Source organism: Ensifer sp. GW823-FHT05D09 (assembly GCF_058795755.1).
Genome location: NZ_JBXAIA010000003.1, coordinates 440,887 through 458,748 on the forward strand (window position 1 = coordinate 440,887; position 17,862 = coordinate 458,748).

The 17,862-nt window shown below is 62.2% G+C and carries 17 protein-coding genes; 5 read left to right on the forward strand and 12 right to left on the reverse strand.

Features of this window, described 5'->3' with window-relative positions; genetic code table 11:
- Nucleotides 1–733: 733 nt before the first annotated feature.
- From AC1Q80_RS12445 to AC1Q80_RS12460, 4 genes are all read right to left on the reverse strand, one after another.
- Nucleotides 734–1,132 carry a hypothetical protein gene (locus AC1Q80_RS12445; RefSeq protein WP_173420758.1) on the reverse strand — a complete coding sequence of 133 codons (399 nt, stop codon included), beginning with the start codon at nucleotides 1,130–1,132 and terminating at the stop codon, nucleotides 734–736.
- A gap of 335 nt (nucleotides 1,133–1,467) precedes the next feature.
- The gene (locus AC1Q80_RS12450; protein WP_173420759.1) at nucleotides 1,468–1,872 is read right to left on the reverse strand and encodes a ketosteroid isomerase-related protein; all 405 of its coding nucleotides are present in this window, start codon (nucleotides 1,870–1,872) and stop codon (nucleotides 1,468–1,470) included.
- Nucleotides 1,873–2,035: 163 nt separating this feature from the next.
- The gene (locus AC1Q80_RS12455) at nucleotides 2,036–2,458 is read right to left on the reverse strand and encodes a secondary thiamine-phosphate synthase enzyme YjbQ (protein WP_492360615.1); all 423 of its coding nucleotides are present in this window, start codon (nucleotides 2,456–2,458) and stop codon (nucleotides 2,036–2,038) included.
- 106 nt (nucleotides 2,459–2,564) lie between these two features.
- The gene (locus AC1Q80_RS12460; protein ID WP_173421062.1) at nucleotides 2,565–2,918 is read right to left on the reverse strand and encodes a DUF1428 domain-containing protein; all 354 of its coding nucleotides are present in this window, start codon (nucleotides 2,916–2,918) and stop codon (nucleotides 2,565–2,567) included.
- 228 nt (nucleotides 2,919–3,146) lie between these two features.
- Between AC1Q80_RS12460 and AC1Q80_RS12465 the strand changes: the two genes are divergently transcribed.
- On the forward strand, nucleotides 3,147–3,599 hold the full coding sequence (locus AC1Q80_RS12465; RefSeq protein ID WP_492360616.1) for a VOC family protein: 453 nt from the start codon (nucleotides 3,147–3,149) through the stop codon (nucleotides 3,597–3,599).
- A 112-nt stretch (nucleotides 3,600–3,711) separates the two neighbouring features.
- Here the strand turns inward: AC1Q80_RS12465 and AC1Q80_RS12470 are convergent, their stop codons facing one another.
- Nucleotides 3,712–4,281 (reverse strand): transglycosylase SLT domain-containing protein, encoded by a 570-nt coding sequence (locus AC1Q80_RS12470; RefSeq protein WP_492360617.1) that lies wholly within the window; start codon nucleotides 4,279–4,281, stop codon nucleotides 3,712–3,714.
- A gap of 255 nt (nucleotides 4,282–4,536) precedes the next feature.
- Between AC1Q80_RS12470 and AC1Q80_RS12475 the strand changes: the two genes are divergently transcribed.
- Both AC1Q80_RS12475 and AC1Q80_RS12480 read left to right on the forward strand, forming a co-directional pair.
- Nucleotides 4,537–4,950: a lysozyme inhibitor LprI family protein gene (locus AC1Q80_RS12475; protein WP_492360618.1), complete on the forward strand. Its 414-nt coding sequence runs from the start codon at nucleotides 4,537–4,539 to the stop codon at nucleotides 4,948–4,950.
- The gene (locus tag AC1Q80_RS12480) at nucleotides 4,926–5,783 is read left to right on the forward strand and encodes a DUF8605 domain-containing protein (protein WP_492360619.1); all 858 of its coding nucleotides are present in this window, start codon (nucleotides 4,926–4,928) and stop codon (nucleotides 5,781–5,783) included. Before AC1Q80_RS12475 ends, AC1Q80_RS12480 begins: the two co-directional genes overlap by 25 nt.
- Before the next feature lie 44 nt (nucleotides 5,784–5,827).
- On the opposite strand, the gene AC1Q80_RS12485 is transcribed toward AC1Q80_RS12480, so the two are convergent.
- The 3 genes from AC1Q80_RS12485 to AC1Q80_RS12495 all read right to left on the reverse strand — a co-directional run bounded on the left by AC1Q80_RS12485 (nucleotide 5,828) and on the right by AC1Q80_RS12495 (nucleotide 9,184).
- Nucleotides 5,828–6,121 carry a GYD domain-containing protein gene (locus AC1Q80_RS12485; protein ID WP_025427881.1) on the reverse strand — a complete coding sequence of 98 codons (294 nt, stop codon included), beginning with the start codon at nucleotides 6,119–6,121 and terminating at the stop codon, nucleotides 5,828–5,830.
- Between the two features lie 197 nt (nucleotides 6,122–6,318).
- Nucleotides 6,319–8,379: an RNA polymerase sigma factor RpoD gene (gene rpoD / locus AC1Q80_RS12490; protein ID WP_173420764.1), complete on the reverse strand. Its 2,061-nt coding sequence runs from the start codon at nucleotides 8,377–8,379 to the stop codon at nucleotides 6,319–6,321.
- A 460-nt stretch (nucleotides 8,380–8,839) separates the two neighbouring features.
- Nucleotides 8,840–9,184 (reverse strand): GFA family protein, encoded by a 345-nt coding sequence (locus tag AC1Q80_RS12495; protein ID WP_173420765.1) that lies wholly within the window; start codon nucleotides 9,182–9,184, stop codon nucleotides 8,840–8,842.
- A gap of 229 nt (nucleotides 9,185–9,413) precedes the next feature.
- Between AC1Q80_RS12495 and AC1Q80_RS12500 the strand changes: the two genes are divergently transcribed.
- Nucleotides 9,414–9,872: a GyrI-like domain-containing protein gene (locus AC1Q80_RS12500; RefSeq protein ID WP_210264400.1), complete on the forward strand. Its 459-nt coding sequence runs from the start codon at nucleotides 9,414–9,416 to the stop codon at nucleotides 9,870–9,872.
- Nucleotides 9,873–9,955: 83 nt separating this feature from the next.
- Here the strand turns inward: AC1Q80_RS12500 and tdh are convergent, their stop codons facing one another.
- From tdh to recQ, 3 genes are all read right to left on the reverse strand, one after another.
- Complete coding sequence (gene tdh, locus AC1Q80_RS12505; RefSeq protein WP_115419638.1) at nucleotides 9,956–10,990, reverse strand: L-threonine 3-dehydrogenase; 1,035 nt, start codon at nucleotides 10,988–10,990, stop codon at nucleotides 9,956–9,958.
- Nucleotides 10,991–11,244: 254 nt separating this feature from the next.
- Nucleotides 11,245–12,432 (reverse strand): glycine C-acetyltransferase, encoded by a 1,188-nt coding sequence (locus tag AC1Q80_RS12510; RefSeq protein WP_492360620.1) that lies wholly within the window; start codon nucleotides 12,430–12,432, stop codon nucleotides 11,245–11,247.
- 332 nt (nucleotides 12,433–12,764) lie between these two features.
- Complete coding sequence (gene recQ, locus AC1Q80_RS12515; protein ID WP_492360621.1) at nucleotides 12,765–14,642, reverse strand: DNA helicase RecQ; 1,878 nt, start codon at nucleotides 14,640–14,642, stop codon at nucleotides 12,765–12,767.
- A 199-nt stretch (nucleotides 14,643–14,841) separates the two neighbouring features.
- Here recQ and AC1Q80_RS12520 point away from each other — a divergent pair, with 199 nt between their 5' ends.
- Nucleotides 14,842–15,681 (forward strand): glycosyl transferase, encoded by an 840-nt coding sequence (locus AC1Q80_RS12520; RefSeq protein WP_492360622.1) that lies wholly within the window; start codon nucleotides 14,842–14,844, stop codon nucleotides 15,679–15,681.
- An 84-nt stretch (nucleotides 15,682–15,765) separates the two neighbouring features.
- On the opposite strand, the gene dnaG is transcribed toward AC1Q80_RS12520, so the two are convergent.
- The gene (gene dnaG, locus AC1Q80_RS12525; protein ID WP_492360623.1) at nucleotides 15,766–17,784 is read right to left on the reverse strand and encodes a DNA primase; all 2,019 of its coding nucleotides are present in this window, start codon (nucleotides 17,782–17,784) and stop codon (nucleotides 15,766–15,768) included.
- Between the last annotated feature and the right edge of the window lie 78 nt (nucleotides 17,785–17,862).

Here is a 17,862-nt window from a genome sequence, read left to right on the forward strand (position 1 = left end):
TTTGCGGTTTGCGACCGGCCTCGGACGACGCTCGGAGACCGCGGCACCGGACAAGACAAAGCCCCGCGCAGTGGAAACCGCGCGGGGCTTTTTTGTGCCTGGCTCAAGCTCGATGCATGCTCGTCGTGTACGAATTTGCCATTGATAACCTGCGAAAACAGCAGCTTGAGGCAGGGAATTCTCGATGATCGCAACGACGAGTTCCGGCCCGCAGAACCGCGCTTCCCACCGCTCGCTGATAGCATCGCGCGTCAAATGTAGCGTGCAGAGGACGCGATACCCCTTTCGACCCGCTGCATCGTTTCACCCTTAGATCGGATTGTCGGGCTTATGCCGCAGCCAGTTCCGTCGCCGATGCCAGGAACTCGAACGGCGATCTCCCGGCACAGCGCCGAGCGAAGCGGTTGTTGCCACGTCGTACCGAGTCGTTTCTGCGGAGCGCGCGCCCTCTCGGGCGCACCAGCCCATCCCCGAGCCCGCGCAGCCGCGTCCCTTTTGTGCGCGGAAATCTGCGCAAGGCAGTCGCTTGCTCATGCGGCCGTTTCGCATCACCGCGAGGCGATCGCACCGATTGCAACACCGGGTCCGTTTGCAAGCACGAGGAAGGTCCGTTTCGGTTCCGACGGACCTGTGCAAGCGGGTTGGCATGATCCGGACAAAAAAAACCCCTCACACCTGGGGTGTGAGGGGCGCATTTCCGCCGGCCGGGGGAGACAAGGCGGAAAGACGGGGATTACCAGCGGCCGATAACCGGGCAACCGCGAACGTTGGCGAACGCGATCGTCTGGCGGTAGCCGCGGCGGCTGCCTTCGACGACGATGCGGCGGTGCGAGACGTCGGCGACATAGGCGCGGCGCAGGCCATGGTCACGGGCCTTGTCGACAGCCATCCAGGGGGCGCAGCGGCTGCGGCGGCCACCGCCATCCCAGCCACGGTCCGGACCGCGGCGATCGCGACCCCAGTCGCGCTCGTCGTCGTAGCCACGGTCAAAATCGCGATACTGAACCTGAACGCCATCGCCCGACCCGAAGCCGAATTCGACGGTGTCTGCGGACGCGGTGGAGGCGGCACCGACAAGGCCGGTCAAACCGATGACGGCGGCTGCGGCGGCGTTGATGAGGATGTTCTTCATGGTCTTTCTCCGAGGGCTTGAAGGGTTCGATCTGCAATCACCGTCCCAAGCGATTGATCGGACAATAGCGGCGCCAAACTGAACGCTAGCGGAACTACACATTCATGCGGGGTTCAGATTGCGGGCGCCTGACGCAAGCGCGCGGGCAACGAAGATTCGTTCGACTTCCAGGCGAGATGCCCCGGCGAGTGGCCGGCAAGCGCTGGCCCATCTTTTTCGAGTGATATCAATATGCTAGAGGATTGACCGACACATGGCGTTGCCATCCCCTGCGCGACAGGTGGCGTGAAATGCGGCGCGATCTTCCTGAGGAGGTTGCGATGCGAAGACGCGGTTCAGCCGGCAAGTTCGGCTTCGAAAGCGCGCATGTTGCGATAGTGGCTGACCCGCGTGATCGACTGATCCTCGATCTCGATGACGAAGACGCTCGGGATCGAATAGGTCTGGCCGGAGGCGGTGGGGAAACCGTCGAGCGTCTCGCGGTAAGTGCCACGCGCCGTCAGGTCGGCGGCGATCCGCTGGCCGAAATTGTCGCGCATCAGCACGATGTCGCCATAGGTTTCGTCGAAATGGCGCAGGAAGGTCATGATGCTGGATCTGAGCGGCTCGACGCCGACGGTGCGCTGTCCGGTCAGAGAATCGAGCGCCACATCCTCGTCGACAAGCCGCGCCAATGCGTCGAAATCGCGGTCGTTCAATGCGTCGATGAAGCGGCTGGCGATGGTTTGGGCGTCGGTCATATCTGCCTCGGATGCTGATGTCGGGTTCGTCCATGTCTTTTGGACTGCAGCCATGGAAACGACGAAAGCCAATGTCGGTTCCATGCGCCGCCCTCCAACGAATATGGAGGGGCGACGACGCCCTTCAAGTCGCCGCCACGATCGATCGGGCGATCGGGTCGCATCAGGCGCCAAGATGCAGCACGATCTCGCGGCGATGCGCCCGGTCGCGGTGTTCGAACAGATAGAGGCCTTGCCAGGTGCCAAGCGCCATGCGGCCGGCATTGACGGGGATGCCGATCGAGACCTGCGTCAGCGCGGCCTTGATGTGAGCCGGCATATCGTCGGGCCCTTCCTGCGTGTGCACCACCCAGCGCATCGATGGATCGGAGGATGGCGGCACCAGCCGGGCAAAAAACTCGCTGAGGTCGCGCTTCACGTCAGGATCGGCGTTTTCCTGGATGAGGAGCGAGCAAGAGGTGTGGCGGACGAACAGGGTCAACAACCCCTCGCCCCCGCTATTGGCGCTGACGAACTCTGCCGCCTCGTCGGTGAACTCGTAGAGCCCCTGACCGCGGGTGGAAATGACGATCGTGGTCTGCGGCATGGCTGCCCGTCTCCCTTGGCGCGCGGCGGCGGCATGCGCGCCGCCATCGCGACGGATCCGACAAAACCCGCCGCCAAGTCAAGCAAACGGCGCCTGTGCTCGAAAGCTATTTCTCGAGAAAGGCCTCGAAGCCGCCATAGATCATGCGCTTGCCGTCGAACACGTCTCTCCAGGCCTCGCCCTGCAGCCGCGGATCCTCCATCACCTTGGCAACGATCGCGTCCCGGTCGGCTCGCGACTTGTAGGTGATCCAGGAGAAAACCACGGTCTCGTCTTCCCTGGCCTGCACGGCGCGAGGAAAGGACGTCACCTCGCCATAGGGCACATCGTCACCAAGGCACTCGGCATAGGAAAGCGCACCATGCTCCATCCACACGTCACCCGCTTGCCGCGCCATGTCCTTGTATGCCTCGATATTGGCCTTGGGCACCGCAACGATGAAACCATCTACGTAGCTCATGTCGATATCCTCCTCGGTTGCTTCGACCACCAAAGGACGAACGGGATCGAAAAGTTCCGACAATAGCCTCAGATTTTCCAGTTGATGCATGTTTGCCGCCTTTCAAGGGCTGTCGTCGGCGGTCGCGCACGGCCTTGCGAAATACTTGCGAAATAGTTGTGACCGCCTGTCGGCAAGTCCCCTTCCCGTTCGTCCTTGGCACAGACCATCACCAAGGGAGCAACCGCCATGCAGAAGATCACGCCCTTTCTCTGGTTCGACAACCAGCTTGAAGACGCGATAAAGTTCTACACCGCCATCTTCCGCAATGCCCGCATCACTGACGTCAAGAAAGGGCCTGATGGCAAGGCGTTCACTGCCGCCTTTGAGCTCGAGGGACAGGCGTTCATGGGGCTCAACGGCGGGCCGCATTTCAAGTTTTCCGAAGCCGTCTCGTTCTTCGTGCGCTGCGCCGATCAGGCGGAGGTCGATTATTACTGGGAACGCCTGCTCGACGGCGGCACGCCGCAGCGCTGCGGCTGGCTGAAGGATCGCTTCGGCCTGGCCTGGCAGATCATACCCGATGCGCTGATGCGGCACCTGAGCGATCCGGATCCGGCACGCGCCGGCCGCGCCCAGCAGGCGATGATGGGCATGGTCAAGATCGACGTTGCAGGCCTTGAAAAGGCAGCCGCCGGCTGAGCCTTGTCCTAAAGCATGTCGCGCAAAAGTGTGCCGCGGTTTTGCGATAACGACATGCGCAAAAACAAGAACTTAAAGCGCGTCAAGCGAATCTGAAAGATCGCGACGCGCTTTAGCCACCGCAGCTTTTCAGCTGGCGGCTATAAAGCGAGGCCATTCCGGTGGCGCGTTTGGCGCCGTTCTTGGCTGTGTCGCTCCAGTTGCCGCGGGCGTAGCCGGCATGGCCATGGTAGTAGGCGATGTAGAGCCGATAGGTGTCGTTGAGCCCGATGCCATTTTTCTGGGCGCTTTCGCGGTGGTACCAGCCGATGAAGCGGATGGCATCGCCGAAGTCGGAACGCCGTGCCGTCCAGCGGCCGGTTTCGCTCTGGTAGCGCGCCCAGGTGCCATCGAGCGCCTGCGAATAGCCATAGGCCGACGAAACCCGCGTCCACGGAATGAAGCCGAAGAGTTTGGTGCGCGGCGGCTTGGCATTATGGCGGAAGCCGGATTCCGTATAGATCGTCGCCATCAGCACCGGCACGGGCACGCCGTATTCGCGCTCCACCTGATAGGCGGCGCGGCGCCAATTGTTGAAAAGGCCATCTCGCTGTTCGAAAACCGCGCATGCGTTTCGGGTGTCTCTCGGCACCGTGGCGCAACCGGCCAGCAACAGGAGGACGACGACAAAAACGCAACGCATCTTCGAACCTCTCGTTTCCGAGAGATTGATAAAACGTAAACGTTAAGGATCGGTTTTGAATCGAATGCGAGTGATCGCGGTTGACGCGTGCAGCGCCTGAGATTGTACTATCTGACGTTTCAGGTTTGGCCTATTCTCCGCGTGCGGAAGGATGGCGGCAGACGGGCGGCCTCCCGAGGCCAGCAGGCATTCGAAGGCGATGGGAGAGCGCGGGAACGCCAAAGGCGCCATGCGCAAAACGAGGAGAGCGAACGCATGCGATTTCGTTCCTTGATGTTTGCAGCCTTTGTCGGACTGACGGGCATTGCACCGGCGGCATGGCCCGACGATTGCGCCAATGCCAGCGACCAGGCGACGATGAGCGAATGCGCCGACAAGGCCCTCAAGGCTTCCGACGGCGAACTCAACACCCTCTACAAGCAGATCGAGGCGCGCCTGAAGGACGATCAGGACAAAACCAGACTGCTGGTTGCGGCACAAAAGGCATGGATCGCCTTCCGCGATGCCGAGTGCGACTTTTCCGCAGCTGGCGTTGCAGGAGGCTCGGTCTATCCGATGATCGTTCTGCAATGCAGGGATGGCTTGACGCAGAGCCGCGTCAAGGACTTCAAGACCTATCTGAGCTGCGAGGAAGGCGACCTCAGTTGCCCAGTGCCCTCAGCCAACTGAAGCCTGCCGTCACGAAGGCGGCGAAGACATGCGTCTTCGCGGTCGCGCTTGTCAGTGCGTGGCTTTGCGGCGCAGCACAGGCAACCGAGCCATCGCACCTCTACATCAGCGATGCGATCGTCACCGGCACCGGCGAAGAGAACCGGCAGATCGGCTTTCGCGAATGCCTGAGCGAGGTGCTCGTCAAGGTCTCCGGCGATTTCACCCTCACCAATAGCGCGGCACTTGCCGCCCTGCAGGTGCGGGCAGCGGAGTTCGTCGCCACCTTCTCCTATCGCGACCGGTTGGAAGGCATCCCGATCCACGACGAGCAGGGAACACACGACCGGCCGCACGATCTCACCTGCCGTTTCGATCCCGCCACAATCGATCGGCTTTTGGCAAAGCTCGAGCACAAACCATGGCTGTCGCCGCGCCCGGTGATCGCCGTGTTGTTGGCCGTTCACGACCAGAGGCGTCGGTTCGTTCTGGCGCGCGACGGCGGCGAGAGCCCCTACATGGCGCAATCACTCGCGGCCGCCTCGGTTCCGCTGGCCCTTACGGCAAGCCTTCCCGATGCGGCAACGCTTGCCGCCAACAGGCTGGATTTCGAGCGTTTGTCGCGGATGCAACCAGCCGAGTTGAAGCGGCTAGCCATCGACGTCGGCGCAGACATCCCCCTCGCCGGCACGCTCGTCTGGTCCGACGCCGCGCGTGGCTGGGTCGCCAACTGGTGCCTCATCGAAAACAGCAAGGCATATCGCTGGCAGATCAGCGGCGTCAGCTTCGATGACGCATTTCGCAACGCCATGCAGGGCGCCGCACGCGTTCTCTCCCGCAACGGCCCGCCGTAGACGGGCATTGCGCGCTTGCCGGCTGTTGCTCAGCGCTGCTGATCTCACCCGAGAGACGCAACCAGCTCGCGGTAGGCCGCTTCCGGGAATGCCTTGAGGGTGCGGGTGCGCACATTGCCGCCCATACCGAGCGTCATGGCAAAACGCGCCGCCACCGCATCGTCAGGCGCTTCGCAGATCGCCACCATGTCGTACTCGCCCATGGTCAGAAAGAAATGTTTGAAGGAGCCGCCCATGTCGGCGAGCATCTTCTTGGCCGCGTCGAGCCGCTTGGGAGACTCGCGCACATTCTTCACGCCCTGCTCTGTCCAGTTGAGGAGCACGACATAAGTGGTCATTTCACACCTCCATGAGGACACGTTTCACGCCCGCGGTGCGACTGCTCCCGCGCTTTGGCCGGGTGCCCCGATTGCTCGGAAAGGGAGAGTATAGTCCTCCGGCCAAGCCCCCACAAGAAAACCGGTGAAGCGCTTGCATGGAAACAAAAAAGCCGGGCGCTGGGCCCGGCTTTCTGGATGATTCGCTCTTCGAACGCTTAGCTGTCCAGGAAGCTTCTCAGCTTCCTGGAGCGGCTCGGGTGCTTGAGCTTGCGCAGCGCCTTCGCCTCGATCTGACGGATACGTTCGCGGGTAACCGAGAACTGCTGGCCGACTTCTTCGAGCGTGTGGTCGGTGTTCATACCGATGCCGAAGCGCATGCGCAGGACGCGCTCTTCGCGCGGCGTCAGCGAGGCGAGGACACGCGTCGTCGTTTCGCGCAGGTTCGCCTGGATGGCGGCGTCGATCGGCAGAAGCGCGTTCTTGTCCTCGATGAAATCGCCGAGATGCGAATCCTCTTCGTCACCCACAGGGGTTTCGAGCGAGATCGGCTCCTTGGCGATCTTCAGGACCTTGCGGACCTTTTCGAGCGGCATGGCCAGCTTCTCGGCCAGTTCTTCCGGCGTCGGCTCACGACCGATTTCGTGCAGCATCTGGCGCGACGTGCGAACGATCTTGTTGATCGTTTCGATCATGTGCACCGGAATGCGGATCGTGCGGGCCTGGTCGGCGATCGAGCGGGTGATCGCCTGGCGAATCCACCAGGTCGCATAGGTCGAGAACTTGTAGCCGCGGCGGTATTCGAACTTGTCGACCGCCTTCATCAGGCCGATGTTGCCTTCCTGAATGAGGTCGAGGAACTGCAGGCCGCGGTTGGTGTACTTCTTGGCGATGGAGATGACGAGGCGCAGGTTGGCTTCGACCATTTCCTTCTTGGCGATGCGCGCTTCGCGCTCGCCCTTCTGCACCATCGAGACGATGCGGCGGAATTCGGCGATCGAGATGCCGGTTTCGGTCGCAAGGTTCTGGATCTCCTGGCGGATGTCGCGGATCGTCTGGTTTTCGCTCTTGGCGAATTCCTTCCAGCCCTTGCCGGCCAGGTTGCTGATCGACTTCATCCAGTTCGGATCGAGCTCGGCACCGGAGTACTGCTCGAGGAACGAGTCGCGCTTGACCCCGTAGGATTCGGCAAGCCGCAGCAGGCGGCCTTCGTTCTGCATCAGGCGCTTGGAAATGTCGTAGAGCTGCTCGACGAGGCTGTCGACGCGGTTCTGGTTGAGCGACAGCGACTTGACCGCCTTGATCAGCTCGTCCTTGAGCTCCTTGTAGCGGCGCTCCTGGGCAGGCGACAGCGTGCCGGTGGCAGCAAGGCGGGCTTCCACCTGCTGGTCCTGCAGCTTGCGCAGCTTCTTGTAGGTCTCGGCGATGATGTCGAGCGTTTCCATGACCTGCGGACGCAGTTCCGCTTCCATGGCTGCGAGCGAGAGGTTCGACTCGTCTTCGTCTTCCTCTTCTTCCTCGCTCGGCATGACATCGCCGCCGACATTGGTGATGTCGTCGTCGCTGGGGGAGCGAACCTTGCGGGTCTTTTCCTTTTCCTCGGCGGCCTTGCGGTCTGCCTCGATCTTTTCAGGGCTCTGGAACTGCGGCGCAGCCTTTGCCTCTGGTCCGGAATAGGTGGTTTCCAGATCGATGATCTCGCGCAGCAGCGTCTGGCCTTCGTTGAGTTCGTCGCGCCAGATGATCAGCGCCTGGAACGTCAACGGGCTCTCACAGAGACCGGCGATCATCGTCTCGCGGCCAGCCTCGATGCGCTTGGCAATCGCGATTTCGCCTTCGCGCGACAGAAGCTCGACCGAACCCATTTCGCGCAGATACATGCGCACCGGGTCGTCCGTCCTGTCGGTCGGCTCTTTCTTCTTGGTTGCCGCAAGCGCCGTGCCGCCGCTGGAGGTGGCCAGTTCGCCGCCTTCGCCGTCGTTGTCGTCGTCGCTGCTCTCGTCGTCGCTGCTGCCGCCGGCGGCTTCCTCAGCTTCCTCGTCTTCGATGACGTTGATGCCCATATCGGAGAGCATCGCCATCGTATCTTCGATCTGCTCGGAGGTGACTTCTTCGGACGGCAGGACGGAGTTCAGCTCGTCCATCGTCACATAGCCGCGCTTCTTGGCGGCCTTGATCATCTTCTTGACAGCGTCATCGGAAAGATCGAGAAGCGGGCCGTCCGGAGCGCCTTCGCGTTCAACGTCAGCTTCTTCGTTTTCTTTGACTTTGGTTGCCATTTAGTTCGTCGCTTTCCTTGTCGCAACCGGCGTGAGCCCGGTGCAAATGCCGCTCGAAGGTCCGGGTGCGCCGCGCACCCGCCACCGAATCATTTCCCCTGACGTAACGGGATGATGTTTAATTCCTGATTAACCACGATAGCGATCGTGGCAAAGCGGACAAGCTTCGACAGTCCTGCCACTGAAGCACTACTGGCATGATATCCTAACCGCCGTGTCATTTCGCCATTTCTTGCTTGGAAATGGTGATTCCCAGAATTTTCGATCCCGTCAAGCATTTCCGCTGAAAAACCGCCTGATTCGGCAAAAATCGCCTCAGTTCACGTTTTCGGGTGTTTATCAGCTTCCGCTGAACATGTAGGCGTTGCCCATAAAAAGACAAGGGTCGATACTGCCTATCGGCAAGGCAAGATTGCGTCGCATCCGCACGCGCAACCATACCTATGCACAATACCGCCGGTCATACCGATAGCCCGTCGTATTTGACGATCTTCACCGCCTCGATATCGAACTCCGGCAGACAGCGCAGGTTGACGGCCGCCATCGGTCCGTTCGGACCGGCTCCTTCGCCGAAAGGCGCGATACCGCAATGGCTGCAGAAGTGATGTTTGATGACATGCCTGTTGAACTCATAGGTCGAGAGATCGGCTTCCGATGTCTTCAGGCTCAGACTGTCGCGTGGAACAAAGGCCAGCAGGCCGCCCCGCCGGCGACACATCGAACAATTGCAATCGATCGCCTCGGCGAAGTCTCCCTCGACCTCGAAAGCGATTTTGCCACAATGGCAACTTCCCTCGTAACGCATGCACTGGCTCCTTTGGCCGCCACAACCGTCGATCGCGGTCGCCCGCAACTGTCGGCAAAGATAGTGCGTGAACACGGGCGAACAAGCCGGATTGAACAACGCGTGCCAAGACGCAAAACAATTCCCGAAAACCCGAACTTCGCCCGCGTGTTCGCAACATTATTCCGGTTTTCCGCTTGCCCTCGACCCGATCTCGACTGACCTTCCGACCGAGAAAATGGAGGCACTCTTGAACATCAAGGAAACCGGCGCAATGCGCGTCATCAGCATTCAACGCAGGCTGACGATTCCCGACGTCAGACATGCAAGCGCAGAGCTTGCGCCGCTGATCGACGCGGAAATCGACCGCGCAGGGCTGAAGCCCTCAGGGCCATGGATCTTCATCGCGCAGAACCTGCCGAAAAACGCCAAGGCCGCATTTGACTGGCGCATCTGCCGGCCGGTGGAAGACGGTGAAGCCTATGACGGCACGCTCGACATGATCGAGCTGGAGCCGATCATGGTCGCCTCCACCCTGCATCAGGGGCCGATGCGAAGCCTCTTCACCCAGGGCTATGCGCCGCTCGTCGAAAAGATCGAGATGAGCCGGCACAATTTCTCCGGCGAAAGCCGCGAGATCTATCACCGCTGGGCTGGCCCCGGCTCTCGCTACCACGAGATCGAGATCCAGTTCGGCCTTGCCAATTGACAAAAAGACCGCGCATCGATGGCGATACGCGGCCTTGTGGATTTCAGCGTTCTGGCGAAGCGAGCCGCCTCGCCGGTCCCCGTTCACCAGTCCATGACGACCTTGCCGGAGTTACCGGAGCGCATGGCCTCGAAGCCGTCGCGGAAGTCGTCGATGCCGATGCGGTGGGTGATGACGGGCGAAAGGTCGAGCCCGCCCTGGACGAAGGCGATCATCTTGTACCAGGTCTCGAACATCTCGCGGCCGTAGATGCCCTTGAGGTTGAGCATCTTGAAGATCACCTTGTTCCAGTCGATCTCGAAGCCGGCCGGCGCAATGCCGAGAATGGCGATCTTGCCGCCATTGTTCATCTTGTCGATCATGTCGCGGAACGCCGGTGCCGCGCCCGACATCTCCAGCCCGACATCGAAACCCTCGGTCATGCCGATCGCCTTCATCACGTCGGCAAGGTTCTCCTTCGATGCGTCGACGACATGGTCGATGCCGAGGTTGCGGGCAAGTTCAAGCCGTGTCGGGTTGATATCGGTGATGACAACCTTGCGCGCGCCCGAGCGCTTGGCAACCAGCGCCCCCATGATGCCGATCGGGCCCGCACCGGTCACCAGCACGTCCTCGCCAACAAGATCGAAGGAAAGGGCGGTGTGCACTGCATTGCCGAAGGGGTCGAAGATCGCTGCGATCTCGTCGGGAACGTCTTCAGGGATCGGCACGACGTTGTATTCCGGCAGGCAGACGAATTCGCCGAACGAGCCCGGCCGGTTGACGCCAACGCCGAGCGTGTTGCGGCAGAGATGGCCGCGACCGGCGCGGCAGTTGCGGCACTTGCCGCAGACGATATGCCCCTCGCCCGAGACGCGCTCGCCGACGTGGTATTTCGTCACCGCCGAGCCGACCTCGGCGATCTCGCCCATGAACTCGTGACCGACGACCATCGGCACCGGAATGGTCTTTTGGGCCCACTGGTCCCAGTTCCAGATGTGCACGTCGGTGCCACAGATCGCCGACTTCTTCACCTTGATCAAAACGTCGTTCGGTCCGACCTCCGGCACCGGCACGCGCTCCATCCACAGCCCGACCTCAGGCTTCGTCTTCACCAGCGCCTTCATCATGTTCGTCATCGATCGCCTCCAAAATCATCGCCGTTCAGGCGCCGCGCCTCTCTCGGGCGCACAAACCTTGCCGTCGCGCCTTTAACCGCAGCCCCTCATCCGCCCGGTGAGGGTGCCCCTCATCCGGCTGCCGCCACCTTCTCCCTGCTCGCGGGGAGAAGGACGATGCCGCAAACTTCGCGTCCCTCTTCAACCACCGACCAGAGATAAGTCCCCTCTCCCCGCCTGCGGGGAGAGGGCTAGGGTGAGGGGCCGAATTGCCCTCAGATCACGCCAAGCTCGCGGCCGACCTCTTCGAAGGCGGCAATCGCCCGGCGCACGTCGTTCTCGCTGTGGGCCGCCGACATCTGCGTGCGGATGCGCGCCTGCCCCTTCGGCACCACCGGGAAGGAGAAGCCGATGACATAGACGCCCTTCTTCAGCATGCGCGCCGCCATCTCCTGGGCGAGTGCCGCATCCCCAAGCATCACCGGGATGATCGGGTGCCCCTCGCCGGCAAGGGTGAAGCCGAGCTTCGACATCTCGGTGCGAAACAACGCCGCATTGGCATAGAGCCGCTGACGCAACGCATCGCCGTTGTCGATCAGGTCGAAGACTTTCAGCGAGGCTGCGGCAATCACCGGCGCCAGCGTGTTGGAGAAGAGATAGGGGCGCGAGCGCTGTCTAAGCCACTCGACCACCTCGGCCTTGCCAGAGGTGTAGCCGCCCGAGGCGCCGCCGAGCGCCTTGCCGAGCGTGCCGGTGATGATGTCGACCCGGCCTTCGACGCCACAATGTTCGGCCGAGCCGCGACCATGTTTGCCGACGAAGCCAACCGCATGGCTGTCATCGACCATGACCATGGCGCCGTATTTCTCGGCGAGATCGCACACGCCGCCGAGATTGGCGATGATGCCGTCCATCGAGAACACGCCATCGGTGGCGATCAGCTTGAAGCGACTGCCTTCGGCCTTCTTCAGCTCTTCTTCAAGTGCTGCCATGTCGTTGTTGGCATAGCGGAAGCGCTTGGCCTTGGAGAGGCGCACGCCGTCGATGATCGAGGCGTGGTTCAAGGCATCGGAGATGATCGCATCCTCTTCGCCCAGCAGCGTCTCGAACAGGCCGCCGTTGGCATCGAAGCAGGAGGAATAGAGGATCGTGTCTTCCAGGCCGAGGAACGACGAAATGCGCGCCTCCAGCTGCTTGTGCTCTTCCTGCGTGCCGCAGATGAAGCGCACCGACGCCATGCCATAGCCATAGCGGTCGAGCGCTTTTTTTCCAGCCTCGGCCAGCTCCGCGTTGTCGGCAAGGCCAAGATAGTTGTTGGCGCAGAAGTTCAGCACCCGCTCGCCCGAGGCAACCTCGATCTCGCCCGCTTGCTTCGAGGTAATCACCCGCTCCGACTTGTAGAGACCGGATGACTTCAGGCCATCGAGTTCAGAACGAAGGTGGGACAAAAAGGCTGAGGTCATGGCTGGCCGCTTTCACTGTGAAAAGGACGTTTCGTGTCAAACGAGTACCACGCCAGCTTTCCCGTTGCAGCAAATTCCAGCGGATCCAAAGCTCCGGGCGGCATTCCCTAGGCAAAACGACAGGGCATTGCATGGCGAGACGGTTTGCTCGACATTTTATGTCGTAGCCTTCGTCGTGCAAGACAGATTGCTACGGTTGCCGTTAGGCTTGAGTGCGCGGTCGGCGAGGCTGGAACCGTGTGTCCACTTGGGCACCATCTATCGCGCCGCGTCGGCGGCGCGATAGATGCAACGGACGAATGCCGCTCCAGACAGCGCTCCGGCGGGCAGCGTCACCCCTCCAGATATCCGTCGATGACAGCGAGAAACGCCTCGCCGTAGCGCTCGCGTTTGCTTTCGCCGATGCCGGGAATATCGAGCAGTTCGTCGAAGCCGCGCGGGCGCTCCTTGGCGAGCGCGATCAGCGTCGCGTCCGGGAAGACGACATAGGGCGGCACGTTCAGGTCCTTGGCGATGGTAAAGCGCTCGGCACGCAGCCGTTCGAACAGCTCGAGATCGGAGCCGGCAAGGTCGGCGCGTTCGCGCTGGCTGCCGGATTTTGCCTGCCGTGCCGCCTTGCCCGTCTGCGGGCGGTCCTTGCGAAACAGCACCTGGCGCTCGCGCTTGAACACGGCGCGCGCTTCCGGCTCCAGCTTGATCGCGCCGAAGGCCGTGTGGTCGACACTGACGAGACCGGCGGCCAGCAACTGTCGAAACACCGATTGCCAGGTCCGAGCCGGCAGATCCTTGCCGGCACCGAAAACCGGCATGTCGACATGGCCAAAACGCTCGGTCTTTTCGTTGACGGTCCCCATCAACACATCGACGACATGCCCGGTGCCAAAACGCTCGCCCGTACGGTAGACGGCGGCAAGCGCCTTGATCGCAGCCTCGGTTCCGTCCCAGGTTTCCACTGGCTTCAGGCAGGTGTCGCAATGGCCGCAGCGCCCGGGATGGGCCTCGCCGAAATGCGCGAGGATCGCCTGGCGGCGGCAGCCGGCCGTCTCGCAGATCGCCAAGAGCGCGTTGAGCTTGCCGCGCTCGATGCGTTTGATGTCGTCGGCCGCACCGCCCTCGTCGATCATCCGGCGGCGTTGCAAGACGTCGGCCATGCCATAGGCCATCCAGACTTCGGACGGCTGACCATCGCGGCCGGCGCGACCGGTCTCCTGGTAATAGGCCTCGATCGAACCCGGCAGATCGAGATGGGCGACATAGCGCACGTCGGGCTTGTCGATGCCCATGCCGAAAGCGACGGTCGCGACCAGGCAGAGACTTTCTTCCTTCAGGAACGCGTCCTGATGAGCGTCGCGCAGCGTCCTGTCCATGCCGGCATGGTAGGGGAGCGCGCGGATCCCCTGCCCGTTCAGCCACTCCGCCGTGTCCTCGACCTTGGCGCGCGACAGGCAGTAGACGATGCCGGAGGAACCGCGAAAGCGGCTGAGGAACCGCAACAACTGCTGGCGTGGCTGGTCGCGCTCGACGATTTCATAGGCGATGTTTGGACGGTCGAAGCTGGTGGTGAAGACTTCAGCACCCTGCAGCGACAACCGCTCGATAATGTCTTCGCGGGTGTGCGGATCGGCCGTCGCCGTCAGCGCGATGCGCGGCACGCCGGGATAACGCTCGGCAAGCAGGCCGAGCGTGCGGTATTCCGGCCGGAAATCATGGCCCCACTGTGAAACGCAATGCGCCTCGTCGATGGCGAAAAGCGCAATGCGAGCATTGCCGATGAGGTCGGCGAAACCGTCGGTCACAATGCGCTCGGGCGTGACGTAAAGCAGCTCAAGCGTGCCGTCGGCAATCTGCCGGCGCACCGCGACCGCCTCTTCGCGTGTCAGCGACGAATTGAGCGCGGCCGCATTGACGCCAAGCTGCTTCAACGCCTCCACCTGATCGCGCATCAGCGCGATCAGCGGCGAAACGACGATACCAAGGCCGGGACGGCAGAGAGCAGGAATCTGGAAGCAGAGCGATTTACCGGCGCCGGTCGGAAACAGAACGACGGCATCGCCACCGCCGGCAACATGCTCGACCACTTCCTGCTGCCGGCCGCGAAAGGCCGAATAGCCGTAGACGCGCTTGAGCACATCGAGCGGCGCTCGGCCGGCGTCGTCGAAGAGTTGGCTGGCAGCACTTCTGTCGTGCTGCGCACGTTCGACGAACTCCATTGCATCTCCTTCGGGGAATCACACACTGCCATCATCGCCAGATGCGATGGCAATGCCATAGGCGTCACCCTATTTGAAGACGCAAGGGGGATATCCGGTAGGATCGGCAGGCGTTTTCGGTCGGGGATTGGCGCTTTTGACAGCGCGGCCTTATTGATGCATCGGTACTTTAGGGAACCGATATAACCGGAAGGGCATCATGGCGAACATTCTGGCGGCAAGCGGCGGCGTCAAGCAAGTGATCTGCATCAACTGGGGTACGAAATACGGCGTTCCGTTTATAAACCGGCTCTATGCCATGGTGGCGCGCAACATCACCCCACCCTTCACCTTCACCTGTTTTACCGACAATCGCGACGGACTGCGCGGCGAAATTCTCTGCGAGGATCTGCCGCCGCTCGACATTGAGAACATGCCCACAAAGACGCCGGGCATCTGGCAGAAATCGCGACTGTGGGGACCTAATCTCGGCAATCTCAAGGGACCGGTCCTTTTTCTCGATCTCGACATCGTCGTTGTCGGATCGCTCGACTGTTTCTTCGAGATGGAGGGACCTGACGATGTTGTCCTGGCGAGAAACCAGACGACGCCTTTCGAGCGCCTCGGTCAAACCTCGGTTTTCCGCTTCCCTGTGGGCAAGCTCGTGCCGCTTCAGGAAAAGTTCAGGGCCAACCCACAGGCTATCGCGGACGAATATCGTTTCGAGCAGCGCTTCGTGACACGCAATGCGCCGGGTGGCGTGAAGCTCTATCCCAGACGCTGGGTGCTGCATTTTCGACGGGACTGTCGCCACGTCTTTCCTCTGAATTACTTCCTGGAACCGCGCCTGCCGGCCGATGCGCGCGTCGTGCTCTTCCCTCGCAACCTGCTGCCGCAACATGCGATCGACGGGCAATATGGCGAACGCGGCCGCGTGGACACGCCGCTTGGGCACATTCGCCGGCTGTTTACCGGCGACTACCGCGAAAAGAGCCCGATCAGCCACCTGCGCCACTACATCCACCCGGCGCGATGGGTGGCCGAACACTGGCGCGAATAATCGGGATCCTGCCCGGATCAGGATCGGACCGGATCTCGACCTCGCTGAACGGCTTTTCGGCGGTTACACCGACCTGCGCCGATATTACCGGGCCGCCGGCCCCTTCACCCGGCCCGAAAGCACGCCAAAACCTTCGATGATCGCTTCCTGGTTCTCAAGCCGGGTCACCTCGAACTGAACCTCCTGCAGAGTGCGCAGCAGTTGAGGCACGGCGTCAAGGTCTCCCTCCTCCGTTGCGTGCGCCAACTCCCGCTCCAGTTCGCGCTTTTGCCAATGCAGCGCCTTGGAGCGCTGGTGCAGCGCCAGCGCCTGCAAATAGCCTTCGCGCGCATCTTCTGGTGCGGCAGCGGCGGTCGCCGTCCAAAGCCGGGCATAGCGGATCTGCTGGTCGATCGCCGCGATCAGATGGGCAAAGCCTTCGGCGTCGAGCTGCTCCACCAACCCCTCGCGCGTCAGGCGCGGGCCGTTGGAGGCAGCGGCGTTGAGCACCGCCGCCCAGCAGCGCTGCAGATCGCGGTGATCGAACTCGATGGTCGAGATCTCGTCGTATTCGTCGAACAGCAGCTGCGGGTGATTGACGATGGTCAGCGCCAGCACGCTTTCGCGCAGCGACGGCACGGCCTGCTGGCCGCTGACCAGCGACGAGCGCGCCAACCGATCCGAAATCGCCGTCGGGCCTGACGTGTTCTGCTGGCGCCCGCCCTGCCCGCCGCGCTGGCCACCACCCTGTCGGCCGCCGCGCTCGAACTGCCGCCGCTCGCCGCCGCGGCCGGGGCTTGCCGCCTGCAGGAAGGCGTGCAGCCGGTCGCGCATGTCTTGGCCATAGTGACGCCGCACGCTCTCGTCGGCGATGACGGCGGTGACCTGCTTCAGCTTCGCTTCGAGCTCGGCGCGTTTTTCCGGCGTGTCGAACGAACCGCCCTGGATTTCACGCTGCCAGACCATCTCGGCAAGCGAACGGGCATTGGCCAGCACCTGATCGAACGGCGCCCGCCCCTCCTGACGCACGAGGTCATCCGGGTCCTTGCCGTCGGGCAGCATGGCAAACCGCACGGAGCGTCCGGGCTTCAGATGCGGCAGCGCCAGATCGACGCCGCGGTTGGCGGCGCGAATGCCGGCCCCGTCGCCATCGAAGCAGAGCACGGGCTGCGACGTCATCTTCCAGAGCAAATCGAGCTGGTTTTCGGTGAGCGCAGTTCCGAGCGGTGCGACGGCATTCTCGACGCCCGCCTGGTGCAGCGCGATCACGTCCATGTAGCCTTCGACCGCGATGATCGTCGCGGCACCATTTTCGTTGTGCCCGGCGTCGCCGGGGCGGCTGGCTCCGGACATCGCCCGTCGCGCCCGGGCAAAGTTGTAAAGCACGTTGCCCTTGTGGAAGAGCTCGGTCTCGTTGGAATTGAGATATTTCGCCGGCGCATCGGGCGACATGGCGCGGCCGCCGAACGCGATGACCTTTTCGCGCGACGACAGGATCGGAAACATGATGCGGTCGCGGAAACGGTCGTAGGAAACAGGCACGTCGGGGCCATGCACCACCAGGCCACAGGCTTCGATCTGCTCCTTGCCGATGCCCTTGCCAGCGAGAAATTCCTTCAGCGCATTGCGGCTGTCGGGCGCAAATCCCAGCCGGAAGGTCTCGATCGTGCGGCCCGTCAGCCCGCGCTCGCGCAGATAGGCGCGCGCCTTGGCGCCATTGGCCTGCTGCAGCTGATCCTCGAAGAATTGCGTCGCCAGCTCCATCACGTCGAGCAGGCTGGTGCGCTCTTTCTCGCGCCTCTCGGCCTGCGGGTCGGGCTGCGGCATGGCAACACCCGCCATGTCGGCGATCTGCTGCACAGCCTCCGGGAAGCTCAGGCCTTCGAGATCGGTGAGGAAACGGAAATGATCGCCGGTGACGCCGCAGCCGAAGCAATGGTAGCGGCCCTTGCGGTCCTCGCAATGGAAGCTCGGCGACTTCTCGCCATGGAACGGGCAGCAGGCCCAGTAGTCGCCGCGCGAGACATTGGTCTTGCGCCGATCCCAGCTGACGCGCTTGGCGATCACGTCCGAAATCGGCACGCGGTCGCGTATCTCGTCAAGAAAGGTCTGTGAAAAGCGCATGAATACCTCTGGTCGATCCTCCATATAAGCGGGCAGACCGCCGGACGCCACAGGGCACAATCGCCATGCCCGCAATTC